The 18,678-nt window shown below is 71.6% G+C and carries 14 protein-coding genes; 7 read left to right on the top strand and 7 right to left on the bottom strand.

Annotation, left to right across the window (positions count from 1 at the left end; genetic code table 11):
• From MNZ39_RS04700 to MNZ39_RS04690, 3 genes are all read right to left on the bottom strand, one after another.
• Positions 1-1,372: hypothetical protein (locus MNZ39_RS04700; protein ID WP_242335226.1), on the bottom strand; the 1,372-nt coding region annotated here is incomplete at its 3' end.
• 450 nt (positions 1,373-1,822) lie between these two features.
• Positions 1,823-3,295 (bottom strand): hypothetical protein, encoded by a 1,473-nt coding sequence (locus tag MNZ39_RS04695; RefSeq protein ID WP_242335223.1) that lies wholly within the window; start codon positions 3,293-3,295, stop codon positions 1,823-1,825.
• Positions 3,296-3,558: 263 nt separating this feature from the next.
• Positions 3,559-4,944, bottom strand: a complete 1,386-nt coding sequence (locus tag MNZ39_RS04690; protein WP_242335220.1) for a sigma-54-dependent Fis family transcriptional regulator — start codon at positions 4,942-4,944, stop codon at positions 3,559-3,561.
• Positions 4,945-5,412: 468 nt separating this feature from the next.
• On the opposite strand from MNZ39_RS04690, the gene MNZ39_RS04685 reads away from it, so the two are divergent.
• Positions 5,413-6,528: an enolase C-terminal domain-like protein gene (locus tag MNZ39_RS04685; RefSeq protein WP_242354935.1), complete on the top strand. Its 1,116-nt coding sequence runs from the start codon at positions 5,413-5,415 to the stop codon at positions 6,526-6,528.
• A gap of 167 nt (positions 6,529-6,695) precedes the next feature.
• Complete coding sequence (locus MNZ39_RS04680) at positions 6,696-7,010, top strand: TIGR04563 family protein (protein ID WP_242335214.1); 315 nt, start codon at positions 6,696-6,698, stop codon at positions 7,008-7,010.
• A 114-nt stretch (positions 7,011-7,124) separates the two neighbouring features.
• On the opposite strand, the gene pgaD is transcribed toward MNZ39_RS04680, so the two are convergent.
• Genes pgaD through pgaB form a run of 3 tightly spaced genes read right to left on the bottom strand, consistent with a single transcriptional unit; the run spans position 7,125 to position 10,871 of the window.
• Positions 7,125-7,610, bottom strand: coding sequence for a poly-beta-1,6-N-acetyl-D-glucosamine biosynthesis protein PgaD (gene pgaD, locus MNZ39_RS04675; RefSeq protein WP_242335211.1), 486 nt, complete (start codon positions 7,608-7,610; stop codon positions 7,125-7,127).
• Positions 7,611-7,625: 15 nt separating this feature from the next.
• Entirely contained in the window at positions 7,626-8,888 is a 1,263-nt protein-coding gene (gene pgaC, locus MNZ39_RS04670) for a poly-beta-1,6-N-acetyl-D-glucosamine synthase (protein WP_242335208.1), read from the bottom strand.
• A gap of 12 nt (positions 8,889-8,900) precedes the next feature.
• A complete protein-coding gene (gene pgaB, locus MNZ39_RS04665) occupies positions 8,901-10,871 on the bottom strand; it encodes a poly-beta-1,6-N-acetyl-D-glucosamine N-deacetylase PgaB (protein WP_242335205.1) in 1,971 nt (656 codons plus the stop codon).
• A 393-nt stretch (positions 10,872-11,264) separates the two neighbouring features.
• On the opposite strand from pgaB, the gene MNZ39_RS04660 reads away from it, so the two are divergent.
• Together MNZ39_RS04660 and MNZ39_RS04655 are read left to right on the top strand one after the other, a co-directional pair.
• A complete protein-coding gene (locus MNZ39_RS04660) occupies positions 11,265-12,155 on the top strand; it encodes a transposase (protein ID WP_242335202.1) in 891 nt (296 codons plus the stop codon).
• A gap of 338 nt (positions 12,156-12,493) precedes the next feature.
• Positions 12,494-13,639 (top strand): glycosyltransferase, encoded by a 1,146-nt coding sequence (locus MNZ39_RS04655; RefSeq protein WP_242335199.1) that lies wholly within the window; start codon positions 12,494-12,496, stop codon positions 13,637-13,639.
• On the opposite strand, the gene MNZ39_RS04650 is transcribed toward MNZ39_RS04655, so the two are convergent.
• Entirely contained in the window at positions 13,600-15,915 is a 2,316-nt protein-coding gene (locus MNZ39_RS04650) for an RND family transporter (RefSeq protein WP_242335196.1), read from the bottom strand. The two genes, MNZ39_RS04655 and MNZ39_RS04650, sit on opposite strands and share 40 nt — an antisense overlap.
• 139 nt (positions 15,916-16,054) lie before the next feature.
• On the opposite strand from MNZ39_RS04650, the gene MNZ39_RS04645 reads away from it, so the two are divergent.
• Genes MNZ39_RS04645 through MNZ39_RS04635 form a run of 3 tightly spaced genes read left to right on the top strand, consistent with a single transcriptional unit; the run spans position 16,055 to position 18,596 of the window.
• Positions 16,055-16,915 carry a phosphate/phosphite/phosphonate ABC transporter substrate-binding protein gene (locus MNZ39_RS04645; protein ID WP_242335193.1) on the top strand — a complete coding sequence of 287 codons (861 nt, stop codon included), beginning with the start codon at positions 16,055-16,057 and terminating at the stop codon, positions 16,913-16,915.
• Complete coding sequence (locus MNZ39_RS04640) at positions 16,912-17,583, top strand: hypothetical protein (protein WP_242335190.1); 672 nt, start codon at positions 16,912-16,914, stop codon at positions 17,581-17,583. Before MNZ39_RS04645 ends, MNZ39_RS04640 begins: the two co-directional genes overlap by 4 nt.
• A complete protein-coding gene (locus tag MNZ39_RS04635; RefSeq protein WP_242335187.1) occupies positions 17,580-18,596 on the top strand; it encodes a hypothetical protein in 1,017 nt (338 codons plus the stop codon). The genes MNZ39_RS04640 and MNZ39_RS04635 overlap by 4 nt, the downstream gene beginning before the upstream one ends.
• Positions 18,597-18,678: the final 82 nt, after the last annotated feature.

The raw sequence follows: 18,678 nt of genomic DNA, 5'->3' as shown, positions 1-18,678 counted from the left end.
GCTGGCCGCTCGCGTTGGTCTTCGTGGTGTGCGTGTCCCGGTAGCAGTTCACGTTGTTGCCGGGGTGGCAGTCGTAGCAGTTCTTCGCGATGTTCGCGTCGTACGACGTGAGCACCGCGGAGCTCTGCGCGTGGAACCGGTGCAGCACGTCCGAGAACGAGTACTGCGACGTCCGCACGTCCGCGCTCGTGAACGTCGCGCCCGGGAGGATCTTGTAGCTCGGATACGTCGTCGCGAAGCCCGGCGCCTTGCTCTCGCCCATCGCCGGATCCCAGTGGCACACCGAGCAGCGGATGGGGCCGCCCACGCCGTCGCCGTCCGGATCGAGCTTCGAGAAGTCGATCCGGGCGTCACGGGCGTGCAGCATGCCCATCGTCTCGAACGAGCCCGCGGGCGTCGTGGGCTTCCCGTACGCGCCCGCGAGCTTCACGTGGCAGTTGCAGCAACCGCCGAACGCCACCGGCACCGTCACGTCGTCGCTCGCCATCACCTTGCCGGTCGCCTTCTCGACGACCTGGATCCGACCGGTGAGATACGGCGTGCGCTGCGGGCCGCCGAGCGGGTCCGTCATGATGTCCGTGGCGGTGCCCGTCACCACCGGATAGGCGGGGATGCCCGCCTTCTCGAAGTAGGTCGTGGCCGGCGTCGTCTTGACCTCCATGTCGCCGCTCAGCGTCGCGCCGCCGAGCCCCTGGATGCGGCCGTCCGCCCGCACCGGCTGGAAGCCGGGGAAGATCTTCGGGGAGTTCTGGATCCAGTTCGCGAAGTACGGGTCCGCCTTCATCGCGGCGTCGGTGTTCTCGAGGACGTCGTAGGTGACCTTGTACTGGGTGCTCGCCCCGAGGAGCGACGGCTCGCCCGCGCCGGTCTGGAACACCTGTGCCCGGAGCGTGTTGTACGGCGGCAGCAGCATGAACGTGCTGAAGCTCGGACACGCACAGTGCATCCCGAGATCGTTGCTCGCCAGGATCTTGAAGGTGGGGGAGCTCCCGCCCGAGCTCGAGCCGTACATCGCCGTGTAGCGATCCTGCGCGCTCACGGTGATGCTGGCGGTCGTGCTGGACGTGAGGTCGACGCCGTTCTTCTGCCACTTCTGGAACGGAGCCCCGGAGGCGCTCGAGGGCGCGGTGAGCGACAGGGCCGTGCCCGTCGTGTAGGTACGGGTGAACTCGGTCGTCCCGCTCGCCCTGCCGTAGAGGTCGGCCCGGCTGACGGTGATCGCGACCCCGCTCGAGGGGTTCTGCGACACGATCGTGATCGTGTACGAGCTCGCCGCCGTCTCGGCCTGGCTCTGCGCGGCCAGCTCCTGCTCGGTTCCGCACGCCGCCAGCATCGCGGAGATGGCGAGGAATGCGTAAAGCGCTCTCTTCATCTGTCGTCCCTCTCGATGGTGAGGCCGGCGCCCCGGAGGCCGGCGACGTCGGCGAGCAGCACCTCTGTCCTCGCGCGCTTGCCGGCCGAGGACCTCGTCGGCGTGGTTCGGCTGACAGCGGGTGCCGCCGGGCTCCGGACCGCGCCTCGTGTGCGTCGCGTTGCCGCGTCGCTAGAGCACGGGACATGCCACCACCGAAGCGGCGTGTTCCTGCCCGGATACGCGCAGCGCGAAGGCGCCGCGACGGCGACGTTGCGACGTCTTGTCGCGACGAAGTCGGTCACGCCGCTCGTGGCGGGGGCTGCACCCGCGCACGAGAAGCCGCTGCGAGAGGTCTCGCTGCGGCGGGGTGGCCGCAGCTACGGCCCGCGGTCGGCCTCGACGCGAGCTGTGCGGCGGGACGGGCCGCGGGAGAGCATGCCTCCCGCGGCCGTCCTCACGCCGCGCGACCTAGTGCGGCGGCACCCCCCACGACGCCGACTTGCCGGTGTGGCAGACGTTGCAGACACCGATGGCGCGCGAGTCGTTCTGCAGCGCGACGTTCTGCACGTTGTCCTTGGCGAGCGTCGACGGGTTGAGCCCGTGCGGCGAGCCGTGGCACGACGAGCAGAGCACCTTGTCGAACTTGTGGCCGCTCGAGTTGAGGTACTTGCCGAAGACGCCGATCTTGAGCCAGTTCGCGTGCGACGGGGACAGCTCGCCGTACTTGGTGCCGTGGCACTGCGCGCAGGTGGGCAGCGTCTGGTCGGACCACGGGTTCGCCATCTGGTTCTGCGCGATGCGCTGGTTCAGGTCGCCGTGGCAGTCGGTGCACCAGATCGGCTGGCCGCTCGCGTTGGTCTTCGTGGTGTGCGTGTCCCGGTAGCAGTTCACGTTGTTGCCGGGGTGGCAGTCGTAGCAGTTCTTCGCGATGTTCGCGTCGTACGACGTGAGCACCGCGGAGCTCTGCGCGTGGAACCGGTGCAGCACGTCCGAGAACGAGTACTGCGACGTCCGCACGTCCGCGCTCGTGAACGTCGCGCCCGGGAGGATCTGGTAGTTCGGATACGTCGCCGCGAAGCCCGGCGCCTGGCTCTCGCCCATGGCCGGATCCCAGTGGCACACCGAGCAGCGGATGGGGCCGCCCACGCCGTCGCCATCCGGGTCCAGCTTCGAGAAGTCGATCCGGGCGTCACGCGCGTGCAGCATGCCCATCGTCTCGAACGAGCCCGCGGGCGTGGCCGGCTTCCCGTACGCTCCCGCGAGCTTCAGGTGGCAGTTGCAGCAGCCGCCGAACGCCACCGGCACCGTCACGTCGTCGCTCGCCATCACCTGGCCGGTCGCCGTCTCGACGACCCGGATGCGGCCGGTGAGGTACGGCGTCCGGTTCGGGCCGCCCAGAGGATCCGTCATGATGTCCGTGGCGGTGCCCGTCACGACTGGATAGGCCGGGATGCCGGCCTTCTCGAAGTAGGTCGTCGCCGGCGTCGTCTTGACGTCCATGTCGCCGCTGAAGGTCGCGCCGCCGAGCCCCTGGATGCGGCCGTCCGCCCGCACCGGCTGGAAGCCGGGGAAGATCTTCGGGGAGTTCTGGATCCAGTTGGCGAAGTACGGGTCCGCCTTCATCGCGGCGTCGGTGTTCTCGAGGACGTCGTAGGTGACCTTGTACTGGCTGCTCGCTCCGAGGAGCACCGGGTCGAGGCTGCCCGTCTGGAACACCTGCGCCCGGAGCGTGTTGTAGGGCGGCAGCAGCATGAACGTGCCGAAGCTGGGACACGCGCAGTGCATCCCGAGATCGTTGCTCGCCAGGATCTTGAAGGTCGGCGTGCCGCCGCCCGGGCTCTGCGCTGCCTGTGTCGTTGCACCGAGTCCGTCGTCGGTCGCGCCGCCGCAGGCCAGCGCGGCGGCGGAGACGACGAGGACGGCGAGGGTCCGTCTGGTCATGTGATCCTCCCAACTGCGTTCGTGATCGATCGCGCCGCGCACCGAGCGCAGGCGCTGGCGAACGCGCACACGTCCCCCCTCGATGCGGAGTCGAGCGCGGTGAGCGCCCGGCTCCGCCCGTGCCGCATCGCGGTCGCGTCGCCCTGCCCCGTCACATGAGCAAGGGGTGCGCCACCCCGACGCATGGCGTTCTTTCGAGCGATCAGAGGCCGCGGGCCCGTGGATCCCAGGCATGTCGCGACATTCCGTCGCGACGCGCCGTTCTAGGACGCGCGCGTGACGCGGCGCTCGCGCATCCACCGCCACAGCGTGGAGCGGGAGACGGAGAGCGCCCGCGAGGTGTCGGCGATGTGCCAGCGGTTCTCCTGGAGCGCCGCGAGCAGCTCCTCGCGCGCGGGAGGATCCCGCCGCCTCGACGAACCGCGCACCCCTTCCCGCTCGACGGTCGCGTCGTGCGCGCTCCGGGCAGGCTCCGCGACGGCGAGCACCTCCGATGGGAGGTCCTCCGGCTGGATCGTCTGCCCCGTCGCGACCGTCGCCGCATACTCGAGCGCGTTCTCCAGCTCCCGGACGTTGCCCGGCCAGCGATATCCCTCGAGCTGGCGCAGCGCCTCGGGAGACAGCCTCAGCTCTCGACCGGTGCGCGCCGCGGAGCGCGCGAGCAGGTGACGCGCGAGCGGCGCCACGTCCTCCCGGCGCTGGCGCAGCGAGGGGATCTCGATCGGGAAGACGCGCAGCCGGTAGAGCAGGTCTTCACGGAAGCGACGCGCCTCGACCTCGCGCCGCAGGTCGCGGTGCGTCGCCGCGATGATCCGGACGTTCACGGTGATCGTGCGGCTGTCGCCGACGCGCTCGAACGACCTCTCCTGGATCACGCGCAGCAGCTTCGCCTGCACGTGCAGGGGCAGATCGCCGACCTCGTCGAGGAACAGCGTGCCGCCGTCCGCCAGCTCGAAGCGCCCGGTCCGGTCCCTCAGCGCTCCCGTGAACGCGCCGCGCACGTGCCCGAACAGCTCCGACTCGAGGAGCGCGTCGGGCAGCGCCGCGCAGTTGACCGCCACGAACGGCCGCTCGCGCCGGCGCGAGCGCGCGTGGATCTCCTGGGCGACGACGCCCTTGCCCACGCCGCTCTCCCCGCCGATGAGCACGGACACGTCGGAGTGGTCGAGGCTCTCCACGAGGCGTTGAACCCGCTCCATCGCGGGCGACCCCACGACGAGGCTCGTGGAGCGCGCCGGGCCGCAGGGCTCGCCGACCTCGGGATCCGCCGGGCGGAGGACGATGAGGTACACGGCCTCGCGATCGCACGCGCCGCCCAGGTTGCGCAGCGGCGCCACGGTGACCGACGTCGGCCGGCGCCCACCCGCGCCATCGGGGAGCCACGCGCGCCAGCCCTCGCGGCGCTCGCTCGCCGCGAGCGCCGCGCGGAACGGCCCGTCCACGCCGAAGAGCTCGCACCCGAGCAGCTCGACGATGGGGCGGCCGCGGTAGTGCTCGGCCGCGCCCGCTCCGAGCAGATCGTCCAGCAGCGGGGAGATGTGCCGCATCCGGTACTCGACGTCGAGTGCGAGGCATACGCGCCCGAGGGAGGCGAACGCGGCGGTCACGGCCTGGAATGCCGCCTCGTGAGGGTGCGCGGGGGGTCCCATGCTTCGGGGACATTACGCCCACACGCCCCAAACGCGCACCACCGCAAGCCACGCGGCAAGACGCCGCACATGAGAGCGGCGCGAACGCAGCGTTCGACAGAAGGTCACCGGATCGCGCGGGGTTCGCCGCACATTTGGGGCTCCCGGAGCCACGGGATGTCTTGCGTCACGAGGCCGCAGTAACCTGAGGATGTACGACAGCCGCCTGCGACCGACTGCGTGCGCGACGTTCCCCCTGGTGAGGCAGATCAAGCGGTCCGGCGGCTCCCCTCCGCCGGGCCGCATCTCTTACGCCCTCCCCGGCGGATGCCTCGCGACTCCACGTGCACCGGCGGATCCTCCACGCCGACCACCGACCGCGACGTGCCCAGCTCGAGCGTGCGTTCGGGTGACCCCAAGCGACCCGGCACGCGCGTTTGATCGTGCCCCAGCGCCTGCTCATGCACGCGCGTTGGAGGAGCGTCGCTCATGCCCGCGCCGAGCGTCCCCGAGCTGCCGCCGCTGACGATCAGAGGGGTGACCACCTTCGCGGTCGAGGTTCCGATGACGTATCCCCTCGGCACCAGCGCGGCGACCGTGACCCGCGCCCCGCTGCTGCTCGTCGAGCTCGAGACCGACGAGGGGATCACCGGGCGCACGTACCTGTTCTGCTATCGCCGGAGCGTGCCGCGGGCGATCGACGCGGTGCTGCGCGACGCCGTGTCGGTCGTCGAGGGAGATCCTGCGGCGCCGCTCGAGATCGCCTCCAAGCTCGCCCGGCGGTTCGCGCTCGTGGGCGTGGCGAGCGTGGTCCGCATGGCCCTGTCGGCGCTCGACGCCGCGATCTGGGATGCGCTCGCCGTCGCCGCGGGCGCGCCGCTCGCAACGCTGCTCGGGGCGAGGCCGAGGCCCATCCCCGCCTACAACTCGAGCGGGCTGGGCCTCATGTCGCCGGACGCTGCTGCGGACGAGGCCGAGAAGCTCCTCGCGGGCGGATTCCGGAGCGTGAAGCTGCGGCTCGGCCATCCGACCCTCGAGGAGGACCTCGCCGTCACGCGCGCGGTCCGCGGGCGGCTCCCCGACGAGATCGCGTTGCCGGTCGATTACAACCAGGCCCTCTCCGTCTCGGAGGCCATCCGCCGCGGACGCGCGCTCGAGTCGGAGGGCATCGCCTGGCTGGAGGAGCCGACCCGTCACGACGACTATGCCGGCAACGCGGCGATCGCGAGGGCGCTCTCCGTGCCCGTACAGCTCGGAGAGAACTTCAACGGTCCCGAGTCGATGATCGAGGCGCTCGGCGCCGGTGCCTGCGACCACGTGATGCCGGACGCGGCTCGCATCGGCGGCGTGACGGGCTGGATCCAGGCGGCGGGGATCGCCGCGGCGCACCGGATCGAGATGTCGTCCCACCTGCTGCCGGAGCTCAGCGCGCACCTGCTGGCGGCGACGCCGACGTGCCACTACCTGGAGTACGTCGACTGGGCCGACGCGATCCTCGAGGAGCCGTTGCAGATCGCGGACGGCCTCGCCCGCATCCCCGAACGTCCAGGCATCGGGCTCCGCTTTCGGCCCGAGGCGGTCGAGGCCCTGTCACTGGGGCGCTGAGCTCGCCCGCGCGACGTTCGCTCGTGGCCTGCACCGCGAGGCGCAGGGCGCTCGACTCCCCCGATCGGACGGGGCAGCCACGATTACGATCAAGCAAGCACGCCGCGGAGTTGCCGAACGTGTCGACACGCGTACGATGCGAACAGCACCGCGGAGGGAATGCAGGGATGGCCGGAACCGAAAAACAGAAACAGTCGCTGTACTTCCCCGACGAGACGCTGCGCGAGATCATGAAAGAGGCGGTCCGCCTCGATCGCTCGCTCTCCTGGACCGTGCAGCAGGCGTGGCGCGTCGCGCGCGAGCAGGTCCGGAACTTCCCGTCGGCGGATCGTCGTCGGGACGCCGCGCCCGAGCTGGTCGTCTCGCCCATGCGCGAGCCGCAGGCCTCCGGTCAGGGCAACGTCGATCTCGATCGGCGTCGCCCGTCCGCCCAGGTCCGCGAGTTCCTCCGGGGCAAGTTCGACCGCGAGCTGACGGGCTGACCCGGGAGCTCGGCGCGCACCGGCGCGCTCGCAGGAATCCCGACCCTCACGCCGCGTACGCGGCCGTGGGCCGGCGCGCGCCAGGGACACTCCTGCAGGAGGTTCGGCCGCGGATCAGGCCGCCCGCTCGACCTGGAGCGGCTCGGGATCGTGGCGCCGGAAGGCCTCGGCGGGCTGGCGCCGCTCCACGCGGATGATGCGGCCGCCCTCGTCGTGGTGCACCACGCACACGGCGGTGCCGCGGCCGGCCAGGATCTCGTCCTCGGACAGCTCGAAGTGGCGGGCGTAGTCGCTCACGGAGCGCACGTTGGGCGTGCGCACCTTCAGCGCCGGCAGCCGGTTCCACAGGAGCAGCGTCCCCGAGGTCCCGACGAGCGCGATGGCGTACCGCGGGACATCGGCGGTCGCGCCCACGGACGCCAGCTTCATCAGCGTGAGCTGGGAGAGGACGTTGATGTCCGCCACCCAGGAGAAGGAGCGCATCACCGGGTACCACAGCTTCAGCCAGGCTCCCCACATGAGCACGGTGGACGCATCGGAGCAGAGCCGCTGATGCCAGCGCAGGCGGTCCCGCGCATTGATGATGAGTGAACCGCTCATTTGTTCAATCCGACATCAGCGAATGCCACGGTCCGGGCTGATCCAGCGAGCCCGCTTGCCCTGGCTGCGAAAGAGGACCTTCGGGTAAGCGACGACGATCGAAGCGGTGTTGATGATCCAGAACGCGAAGGGATACCAGATCATCCAGAACAGGTTACGCCCGAGCCCGCGGTCGTAGCGGCTGTCCAGCCACTTGCTGAACGCGAACTGCAACAGGCAGGTAGTGCCCAGGATGACGCCGCTTCCCTGCGGGCTCAGGGGCGAACGTATCACCGGCAGCGCGCCCCCGGGAAGCACGATCCCCTCGAGCCACAGCACCGTCAAGAGCAGCATCGAGTAGCACCAGAACACACTGACGCACATCTCCACCAGCAGCGGCCACAGGAAGCTCTGGCTCGGGTGACGCAGGACGTCGAGGTTCTTCAGCAGCACCTGGGCGCCGCCCATGGCCCAGCGCAGCCGCTGCTTCCACAGGCCCTTCAGCGTCTCGGGCATGAGGATCCAGGTCAGGGCGTTCGGCTCGAAGCGAACGTCCCAGCCCGCGCGCTGGAGCTTCCAGGTGATGTCGATGTCCTCCGTGAGCATGTCGGCGCTCCAGTAGCCGACCTGGTGCACGGCCGACTTGCGGAAGGCCGTGATGACCCCGCTCACCGTGAAGATCCGGCCGAAGCTGCGCTGCGCGCGCTTGATGATGCCGACCATCGAGGAGAACTCTCCGACCTGCAGCCGCCCGAGCAGCGTCGAGCGGTTGCGGATGCGGGGGTTCCCGGTCACCGCGCCGACCCAGTCGCTCTCGACGAAGTGGCGGACGAACCAGTGCGCGGCCTGCTTGTCCAGCAGCGCGTCGCCGTCGATGCAGATCAGGATCTCGTGCTTCGCGAGCAGGCTCCCCGTCTGCAGGGCGATGGCCTTGCCCTGGTTCTGCGCGAGGTGCACCACGCGCAGGCGCGGGTGCCGCGCCGCCATGCGCTCCAGCACCTCGGCCGTGTCGTCCTTGCTGCCGTCGTTGATGGCGATGACCTCGAACTCGGGGTAGTCGAGCGCGAGCGCGTGGCTCAGCGTCTCCTCCGCGTTCTCGCCCTCGTTGTAGCAGGGGACGAGGATGCTCACCGGCGGAGCGCCCGGGGTCGAGGGGGGCCGTTCCCGCGCCGTGTCGGCCCGCTCGAAGCGCCAGTAGAACAGCGCCGCCCCGGTCATCCACAGGAACGACATCAAGAGCGGGTAATAGAAGACGAAGGCGAGGAGCCCGTGCCACAGCGTCTCGGGGTGAGCCGTCACCGGGCCCTCCTCTCAGCGCGTCGCGGGGGCATTCGGCTTGCCGTCCAGCACCGTCTTCATCACGCCGGTGGCTGGCGAATTGCTGAAGAGGCCGTCGGGGTAGTAGCCGACGTGCTGCACTCCCATGCCGTACAGGCTGCGGATCTGGTCGGCGAGCTCCTTGCTGTCGATCGGACGGTTGTCCTCGCGCCAGTCCACGGACTGGAGCTCGAAGACGACCTTCTTCATCGCCCCCGGGCGGTCGTTCACCGCGTTCACGAGGTCGTGGAAGAACGTCCCCGGGTCTGCCGCCCGCTCCATGAGCGGCATGGCCATGATGGCCGTGAAGTCGTAGCGCGCGAGCGAGTTGTCGAGCGACTGCGAGTACCAGACCTCGGCCTTCGGGTTCAGCACCACCCGCGCGTAGAGGTTCCTCGCGACCTTCAGCGTGGGCTGCTGCTCCCGCACGACGTCGGCGAGCTCCATCGCGAAGTCGTCGAGCGCGTTGACCTTGAGGATGGTCCAGCGGCCGATGAGGTCGTCGCTCTTGCGAATCTCCGGCACCGACGCGGGCAGCCCCCACGCCTGGTACGTCTTGAGGCCGAAGGGGCTCGCGTCCTCGTAGTCGGACAGCGTGATGTCGTCGTGGAAGAGCAGGCCCTCGAAGGGCGCCGCGCGCGCGAGGTCCTCGTAGATCTCCCGGATCGCCTGCCGCGCGCGCGCCGAGAACGGCGAGAGCCGGAGGTACCCCATGTCGACGCGCCCGGTCTTCTCCCCGGGCAGCGTCACGACCCTGTCGCGGGCGGCCGGGTTGCTCGCCGGGAGCTCCCAGGAGAGCGCCGGCATCCACGCATACAGCCGCCTCACCTGCGTGCGGGTGCGGATCTGCCAGGCCACGCGGTTGAACAGATCCGCCCGCATGGGCATGTTGCGGCTCGGGAAGTAGACGGCGTCCGCCGAGCCGTTCCCATCGGGATCGGAGAAGGCCTGCAGGTAGACCGCGTTCACGCCCATCCGGGCGATGCGGTCGATCAGGCGGTCGAGGTTCCGCTCCTGCTGCGCGGGATCCGCGTCGTACACGTAGTCCAGATCCACGTGCATGATCTTCTGCGGGCGGTCGTTGTCGGAGAGGTTCTGGTTGCGGATGGTGATCTCGCGCTCCAGATCCCACAGCTTCATCCCCCCCTCGACCAGGATGCGGCGCAGCGCCCAGAGCGGCGTGTCGTGCATGTTGGCGCCGTCGTCCAGCGTGAGGCCGATGCGCATGCCGAGCCGCTCCGCGACCTCCCGCGTCGTCTTGTTGTACCGGCCGTAGGGCCACGCGATCACGCGGGGCGCCTTGCCGGTGTTGCGGCGGATGAGCGCGTCGTTGCGCTCGAGATCCGCCTGCACGCGCTTGCGGTAGGAGGTCTCGTCCTCGTAACGCTTCGCCTCCGGCAGGTAGCGTCGGGTCGTGGTCGCCGGCTGCATGTTGCCCTGCGGGTTGCCGAGGATGCCGCGGTGCAGGTCGAAGCTGTGGCTGCCGATCTCGACGAGCCCGCTCTGGGACAGCTCCCGCAGCTCGCGCCAGGAGAGCAGCTGCTCGCGGGGGAGCCGCTTCCCGTCGAAGTCCACCGTGCCCTTCTCCTCGAGCCAGCTCCCCACGACGTTGATGACGGCGGGGATGTGGAACATCTTGAGGACGGGCCAGGCGTGGTCGTAGACGGACTGATAGCCGTCGTCGAAGGTGATGAGCACCGCCTTGTCCGGGAGCGGCTTCTTGCCTTCGCGGCCGGCCAGCACGTCGGCCACGCTCACGAAGTGGTACCCGTGGTTCCGCAGCCAATCCATCTGCCTCACGAAGTCCGTGGGCGTGACGGCGTACTGCGGCACCAGCGCCTGGCCGGGCTCGGCGACCTCGTGGTAGCTGAGCACGGTGAGCTCTTCCTCCGTGTCGGCCACGGCGCGGGCGGCCGGCAGGAGGAGGAGCAGCGCCCAGAGCACGGGCAAGAGTCGCGTCGTCATCGGCGTCCAGACATTCGGGGCAGAAGTAACAGAGGCTGCGAACGTGAGCGGGCGCCGCCACGCACAACCTGGCGCTCGAGCACACTGGACGAGCGGCGCGGCATGATCTTCAACTGGACGGGGTGGCGTCAAGCCGCAGGCCGGCCATCTCGGCGTACTGCCTAAAGGTTCCGGCCAGACGGCGCTCGCGTCCCACATCGGAGCACCTGCCGGACCGAGAGAACTGAACCGCGGTCCTGAGGGCCGAACCAGCACGCCCACCTGCCGGACCGAGAGAACTGAACCGCGGTCCTGAGGGCCGAACCGCGAACCTCGCCTCGTTCGACCGTGTACGTAAAGGAGCTTCGGGCCTCGGCTCCCGTGGCGGCACGCCTCCTGCCTTCGCGTCCCCACGTGACCGCTCCACGCCAGATCTTGCCAGGAGTCACCTACCTCGTGACTCGTCGTTGCTCGGAACGGCGCTTCTTCCTGCGGCCATCCGACGTCACGAACGCGATCTTCCTCTACGTCCTCGCAGCCGCCGCGCGCATCCACCGCGTCGAGGTCCACGCCTTCTGCGTGCTTTCGAACCACTACCACCTCCTCGTCACCGACCCCGAAGCGCGGCTCCCCGCCTTCATGCAGTATCTCGACTCACTCGTCGCCCGCGCCGTCAACGCGTCGCTCGGGAGATGGGAGGGCTTCTGGTCCTCCGAGAACTCGTACAGCGCAGTCACCCCCGTCGCGCCGAGCGACGTCGTGCGCAAGGCCGCCTACGTCCTCGCGAATCCCGTCACCGCGGGGCTCGTTCCCACCGGTCGCGAGTGGCCGGGGCTCTGGACCGCTCCCGAGCAGCTCGGATCGGCGAAGCTCATCGCTCCCCGCCCGAAGGTCTTCTTCAGCCCCAGCGGCGGCATGCCAGCATCGGCCGAGCTGCGCCTCACCACTCCCCCAGGCTTCGCGTCGGCCGAGGAGTTCCAGGCCCTCGTCGCGGTGGCGCTGCGAGAGCTCGAGGACGCGCGACAGTGCGAAGGTGCACGCGGCTTTCTCGGGCGCAAGCGCGTCCGTGCGCAGTCGCCGTTCGCGCGCCCTGCTCCCGGCGAGCCCAGGCGCGAGCTCAATCCGCGGGTAGCTGCACGCGACAGGTGGAAGCGCATCGAGGCGCTCGCGCGCCTCGGCGATTTCCTGCGCGCCTATCGCAGCGCGTGGCGAGCGCGACGAGCGGGCGACGCGACCATCATCTTCCCTGCGGGGACGTATCAGCTTCGGATCGAGCACGCAGTCCGGTGCGCAGCGCCTGCCTGACCCGGCCAGGCACCCGCTCCAGGCAGATTGTTCTCGTGCGCCGGCCCGCCGGCGCTGCTCGAGCACGACCTCGCTCGCGCTGAGGTCGACCGGCGGCTCCGCGTGACGCACGTCCATTCACTGTACGTACGATACGCGCGACCCGGCGGACACCTCTTCAGGTGGCGTTCTCCCGCGAGTCTGCGCGATCGAAGCTCGACTACTCTCGGTCGGCCGCTCCTTTCCCCTTTCCCCCTTACTCTCGGTCGGCCCGGTCACCAATTCTCGACTCTCGACTCTCGTTCGGCCCCGGTCGGGGCGCCTCGCAGCGGTCGGGACTCGCGATTACTCTCGGTCGGATGCAGCCCTACCGCCGCCTTCGCATCGCCTTCGTGGCGGACACCTTCGATTCCGCCATCGCGGGCGGCGTCCGCTCGGCGTTGCGGTTCGTGGAGGCGCTCCGCGAGCGGCACGACGTGACCGTCGTCGCGGCGGGCGCCCAGGGCGACGGCACGCTGGCGCTCCCCGCCTTCTACCTGCCGCTCGTCGGCCGGTTGATGCGGGAGAACGGCTTCGTCTTCGCGGTCCCCCGCCGCCGGACGCTCGAGGCGCTGTTCCGGCGCGTGGACGTGGTCCACGTGCAGTTCCCCTTCTGGCTCGGGCTCCGCGCCGCGGGGATCGCGAACGCAGTCGGCGCTCCGCTCGTCTCCGCCTTCCACGTGCAGCCCGAGAACCTCCTCTACAACGTCGGCCTGCGCTCCGCGCGGCTCGTCGACTGGACGTACCGGCTCTTCCTCTCCCGGCTCTTCGACCGCTCGGCGGCGGTGGTGTGCCCGAGCCCCTTCGCGCTCGAGGAGCTGCGCGTCCACGGGCTCCGCGCGCCCGCCGAGGTGATCTCGAACGGCATCCCGCCCGGCTTCGGGCCCACGCCCATGGAGCGCCACGAGCGCCACCGCGACAAGCTCCTCGTAGTCGCCTCGGGCCGGCTCGCGCGGGAGAAGCGGCTCGACGTCACCGTCGAGGGCGTGCGGCGCTCTCGCCACGCGGACCGCATCCAGCTCGTCGTCACCGGCCGGGGCCCGGAGGAGGAGGCCCTCCGGCGCCGGGCGGCGACGCTGCCCGTCCCAGCCGAGGTCGGGTTCGTGAGCGAGGACGAGCTCCGCCGGCTCCTCGTCACCGCCGACCTGCTCGTCCACGCGTCGGAGGTGGAGCTCGAGGGGATGGCGGTCCTCGAGGCGCTCGCGTGCGGGACGCCTGCCCTCGTCGCGCGAGCCCCGCACAGCGCCGCCCGCCAGTTCGCCGTCTCGGAGGAGTTCCTGTTCGAGCCGGGCGACCCGTCCGACCTCGCGCGCCGGCTCGATCTGCTCCTCGACGCGCCCGAGCGCCTGCGCGAGGCGCGCGCGCGGTGCCTCGCGCTCGCCGCAGGCTTCCGGTTCGAGGACTCGGTGCGCCGGCTGGAGGCGCTCTACCTGCGCGTGGCGCGCGGGAGCGCCGTGGCGGGCTGAGCGGACCCGGTGCGAGGGCGCTCGCGCCGCGCGAGCCAGAGCGCGGCGGGGAGCGCGCTGAAGTCCGCGAGCATCGCGAGCAGGAACGCCCCCGCGGTCACCACCCCGAACTGCCGGATGGGCGGGAAGCTCGAGAACGAGAGGCCCAGGAAGCCGGCCGCGTTGATGAGCGTCGCGAACGCGATGGGCCGCCCCGACACCCGCAGCGCGTGGCGGAGCGCGCCGTCGAGCCCACCCTCCCCTTCGCCCTCGTGCAGGTGGTGGAAGAAGTGGATCTGGTCGTTCTCCGTCGTCCCGAGCACCGTGGTCGCGATGAGGATGGTCGCCACGTTGAGCGGCGTGCCGGTGAGGCGCATCCCCAGGAACGTGACCAGGATCGCGAAGACCGAGGGGATCATCGCCATGAGCCGCGCCGCGGCGCTGCGGAACACGAACAGGAACACCACGAAGATGAGCGCGGCCGTGATCGCGAAGCTCTCCGCGAGCGTGGGCACGAGGCTCGCCCCCACCTTCGCCTGCAGCAAGGACTCGCCCACGACGCGCATCGACGCGCCCTCGAGGGCCGGCGTCCCGCCGGCCGCCCGCGTCCAGTCGGCGGCGAGCGCGGCCTCGAGCGCGCGGAAGTCGCGCTCCTCCGTGCCGCGGAACACCACCGTGAGCTGGGCGTTCGAGAGCGAGCCGGCGTCGATGAACGCGCGGAGCTCCGGCTCCGCGAGCAGGAGCTGCTCGACGTCCCCGGCGAGCGCCGCGAACGCCTGGGGGTCCGCGGGGAGCGTATCGTCCCCGGACGCGAGGTAGCGGCGCATCCGCAGGAAGGTGGTGGGGCCGACGACGGACGTGACGTCCCGCTCGCGCTCGGCCGCCGAGGCGAAGCGGTCGAGGGCGTGCAGCACCTCGGGATCGGTCACCGCGCCGCGGGTGCGCACCCAGACCCGCGCGACGTTCAGCCCGCCGACGTGGTCGCGGTAGTAGACGATGTCCCGGTGGATGGGGAGCGAGGCGTCCACGTAGTCGAGGGAGTCCACGCCCACCCGCATCGGCGCGAGCCGCCCCGGGACGCCTGTGATCGCCACGAGCCCGATCGCCGCGAGCGCGAGCGCTCCCGGCACGAGCACCCAGCGCAGCCGCCAGGTGAAGAACGGGAGGGCCCCCGCGAGCCGATCGTAGAGGCGGCTGCGGACCGGGACGGCGCGGCCGGTGGGCGTCCGGAGCGCCTTCTGCAGCGCGGGGAAGAGCGTGAACACCGTCACCCACGAGAGGGCCAGGCCGGTGGCGGTCCACAGGCCCATCTCGCGGATGGGACGGATCCTCGAGACGGCGAGCGCCGCGAAGCCCAGCACCGCCGCGAGGGTGGAGGCGGTGACGGGCAGGAACTTGTTCGCGAGGGCGAAGAGCTGGTGCGCGTCGACGTCCACGTCCTCGGGCTGATCGACGAACCGCGACTGGACGTAGACCAGGTTCGCGAGGGTGGTCACCATCACCGTGAGCGGGACGAGCGCCGAGACCACCGTGAACGTGAAGCCGAGGAGCCTCCCCGCCGCGACCGCGAGGGCCACGGCGGTCCCGAGGGCCACGACGACGGCGACGAGCGTCCGCCACGAGCGGTAGAGGAACAGCACGAGGGCGACGACGAACAGGCCGAACACCGGGAACCACCGGAGCGACGCCTCCCGCGAGGCCTGCTCGATCCACGCCTCCACCCACGGCGCGCCGACCCGGCGGACGCCCCGCACGGCCGCGTCGCGCGGCGCGCGATCGACGGCGGCGTCCACCGCGGCGAGGAGCGCGTCGCGCCGCGCCGGGTCGGCCGCGTCGAGCGCGACCGCCAGGCCCTGGAACCCGTCGCCGACGAGCCCCTGACGGCGGAAGAACGAGGTCCCCGTCGCGAACGCGCGGAACGCCGCGGCCCCGGCCGGGGTCGGAGCGAAGCCCGGGTGGGCGCGGCGGTAGACGTCGAGCGCGGAGACCGGCGTCACCCCGGGGATCGCGCGGAGCGCGTCCTCGAGCGCCAGGGTCTCCGCGAGCACCTCGGGGCGCCAGGGATCGTCCGCCTCGAGGAGGAGGAGCACGATCGGGCGCTCGGGGAAGATCGCCTCGAACTGGCGGGTCGCGACGTAGTCGGGATCCGAGGGGACGATGAGCCCGGAGATGCCCGCGTCGGAGCGGATGCCGACCGCGAGCGCCACGCCCACCGCGGCGAGGAGCGCGTACGCGGCGAGGATCGGCGCGCGCAGCGCCACGATCCGGGTGAACACGCGGAGCAGCCGTGGGCTCATCGGCTCGCCGCCACGTACAGTGAACGCCTGGTCAGCCGGAGGGCGCGGCGCATCTCGCATCCATAGCGGACCCGGACGGAACGACCGAGGATACTCTTGGGCCCCGGCTCGCCCCGGGCAGGTGCGCTAGGTTCACGGGGTGAGCCTCGGACGTCACCGGTACGTACGGGCGGCGGCGCTCGCGGCCTCGATCGCATGCGCGACCGCGGTCGCGGCGGCGGCGCCGTCGAAGATCGTCTTCTGCGCGCCGGGGTCGCCTGGCACGACGGTGGAGGCGCAGGGCGCGATGGACGCCTTCGCCGCGGCCGCGGCGGCGAAGGCGGGGCTCCCGGCCGGCGCGCTCGGCGCGACCTACGAGCCGCTGGAGGACGCCGGCCTCGCCCGCCTTCGCGCACCGGGCGCCGCCACCGCCGTCGTCTCCCTGCCGTTCTTCCTGAAGCACGAGAAGGCCCTCGCGCTTCGGGCAGAGCTCCAGCCGGTGCCGCAGGGGAGCGCGGGGCTCGAGCGCTGGAGCCTCGTCCTCAAGAAGGGACGCGGCGCGACGGCCGCGGCGCTCGAGGGCTACACGATCCTGTCCTCCGCCGGGTTCTCGCCCGGGTTCGTCCGCGGGCCTGCGCTCGGCGCGTGGGGCCGGCTGCCGGCGAGCGTGCGGATCGTCCAGTCGACCGCGGTGCTGTCGGCGCTCCGGCGCGCGGCGGCGGGTGAGCCGGTCGCCGTCCTCCTCGACGGCGCCCAGGCGGCGGCGCTCCCGAACCTCCCGCTCGCGTCGGAGCTGGAGGTGGTCGCGCGCTCGCCGTCGCTCCCGGTGGGGATCGTCGCGACGGTGGACCGGCGCATGCCGCCGGCGCAGTGGGCGAAGCTCCGCGCCGCGCTCCAGGCGCTCCCGTCGGACGCCGCGGGCGCCGAGGCGCTCGCCGGGATCCGGATGTCGCGCTTCGAGGCGGTGGATGCGAACGCGCTCTCCGCGGCCCGACGGGCGTATGCGGAGGCGCCGCGGTGAGGGGCGGGGCGCGCGGCACGCTCGCCCTCGCGCTGGCCGGAGCGCTCGGCGCCGCCGCCCCTGTCGCCGCTCCCGCCGCGGAGGCAGCGCCGGGCGCCGGCCGCGAGGCCGACGATCCCCTCGGCGCTCACGACGGATCCCGCCACGCGCTCGCCGCCGGCCCCCACGCGACGACCTTCTTCAGCGAGGAAGGCAGCCAGTACACCTTCCTCTCGGGGAGCGTCGGCTACCTCGGGTCGCTCGGCGTCAACGGTCCCTTCGTCCACCTGTTCGCGCTCCTCCCGCTCCAGGCGCGCCAGGACGGGCGCGTGTACGCGACCGGTGACTATTACCGCCGCCGGTCGGGAGGGGACCTCCTCGTCGGCTGGCAGTGGCGCTGGTCGGTGCGCGCCGATCTGGAGGCGGAGGCGGGCCCCGGGCTGCACGGGACGCTGGTGTATCTCCCGGGCAAGCCGGGCTATCGCGACTTCTCGGCCCTGCCGCTCGGCGTCGGCGGAGGGGCGATCCTGCGGTGGAGACGGGGCGACCACGGCTTCTCGCAGCCCATCACGGTGGGCGCCTACTGCGCGCTCGCGTACGACCTGTACGATCCGCTGCGGGCGGACGACCTGGCGCACGGATTCACTTTCAGCACGGGCTTCCTCCTCGGCCTGGGAGTCGCGCGGTGAGCGCGCGCGCGCGCCGTCGCGGTCCCGCCCCTGCGGCGGCCCTGGTCGCCCTCGCCCTCGGCGCCTGCGGCCCCTACGCGGAGGTCGCGCAGAAGCTCGACGTCACCGCGCGCGTCGCCGGGGACACCTGGATCGCCGCCAGCGGGGCGGAGGTCCGCGTCCTCCTCGTGGGCACCTCCTCGAGCGACGGCTCGACCCCGTTCGCGTTCACCTCGATGCAGATGCCGATCTCGGCCGGCACCTCGGCGAGCACGCTCCAGGGGACGTGGGCGGAGACCGGGAGCGAGGGGCGCGCGACGCTGCGGGTCGAGCGGGAGTACACGCTCCCGGACGAGCGCACCACCTCGCTCCTCAGCCGGCGCGGCGCCTGGCGCACCGACGAGCGGCGCACCCTCCAGCTCACCGTCATCCGGGACGGCGGCCGGCTCGTGCTCGCCGGCGACGCCGCGCTCGCCGGGACCTACGCCGCCTTCGGCGCCGCGCTGGCGCGCCTCGGCACGGCGACGGCGCGGGACGCCGCCTGCGCGTTCCAGATCGCGAACCTCGGCATCCGCAGCTCCGAGATCCGCATCATCGGCTTCGGCGGTCCGGGGATGACGCAGTACCAGCGGGCCGAGACCTACGTCGGGACCGTCGCCGGCAACCTCCGCGTGTCCCAGAGCGGCTTCACGCACAACACGACCACGATCCTCTACTCGGCGTTCGAGGACCTCGGCGGTGCCCGGGTGGACGGACCGCAGGTCACCGACGCCAACTCGGGCGGAGACGGGCACATGTCGGGCGTGCTCACGTTCGTCCTCCAGCCGCGCTCGCCGGACGGCTCCGCCGCCACGCCCGTCACTGGCTCCATCGACTACGGCGGCGCAGGGAACCCCGCCGATGCCGTCCAGATCTCGAACGGGAGCGCCAGCGGAGGGGTGTACGTCGTCTCCATCGAGGGGGGCGGCTCCGCCCGGGTCAGCCCGGAGACGCCTCCGTCGCCCTCCGTGGCCGAATGCCTCGGCCTCCCGTGAGTGCCCGCCGGCACTCCGGCTGCCCGTACACCTCCCGTGAGCCCTGCCGGCTGCCGCGGCAGCCCGTACATTGCAGCGGTGC

It is taken from the genome of Anaeromyxobacter sp. SG66 (genome assembly GCF_022690805.1).
GTDB classification, from domain to species: domain Bacteria; phylum Myxococcota; class Myxococcia; order Myxococcales; family Anaeromyxobacteraceae; genus Anaeromyxobacter; species Anaeromyxobacter soli.
Note: the sequence above shows the minus strand (reverse complement) of the source record. Positions and strands in the feature narration are given on the sequence as shown.

Bases quoted from the DNA above. Each gene is read 5' to 3' on its own strand.
- MNZ39_RS04690 (WP_242335220.1), bottom strand. From the start codon at position 4,944: ATGGGACCCCCCGCGCACCCTCACGAGGCGGCATTCCAGGCCGTGACC.
- pgaD (WP_242335211.1), bottom strand. From the start codon at position 7,610: ATGAGCGGTTCACTCATCATCAATGCGCGGGACCGCCTGCGCTGGCAT.
- MNZ39_RS04685 (WP_242354935.1), top strand. From the start codon at position 5,413: ATGCCCGCGCCGAGCGTCCCCGAGCTGCCGCCGCTGACGATCAGAGGG.
- pgaB (WP_242335205.1), bottom strand. From the start codon at position 10,871: ATGACGACGCGACTCTTGCCCGTGCTCTGGGCGCTGCTCCTCCTCCTG.
- MNZ39_RS04655 (WP_242335199.1), top strand. From the start codon at position 12,494: ATGCAGCCCTACCGCCGCCTTCGCATCGCCTTCGTGGCGGACACCTTC.
- MNZ39_RS04680 (WP_242335214.1), top strand. From the start codon at position 6,696: ATGGCCGGAACCGAAAAACAGAAACAGTCGCTGTACTTCCCCGACGAG.
- MNZ39_RS04650 (WP_242335196.1), bottom strand. From the start codon at position 15,915: ATGAGCCCACGGCTGCTCCGCGTGTTCACCCGGATCGTGGCGCTGCGC.
- MNZ39_RS04695 (WP_242335223.1), bottom strand. From the start codon at position 3,295: ATGACCAGACGGACCCTCGCCGTCCTCGTCGTCTCCGCCGCCGCGCTG.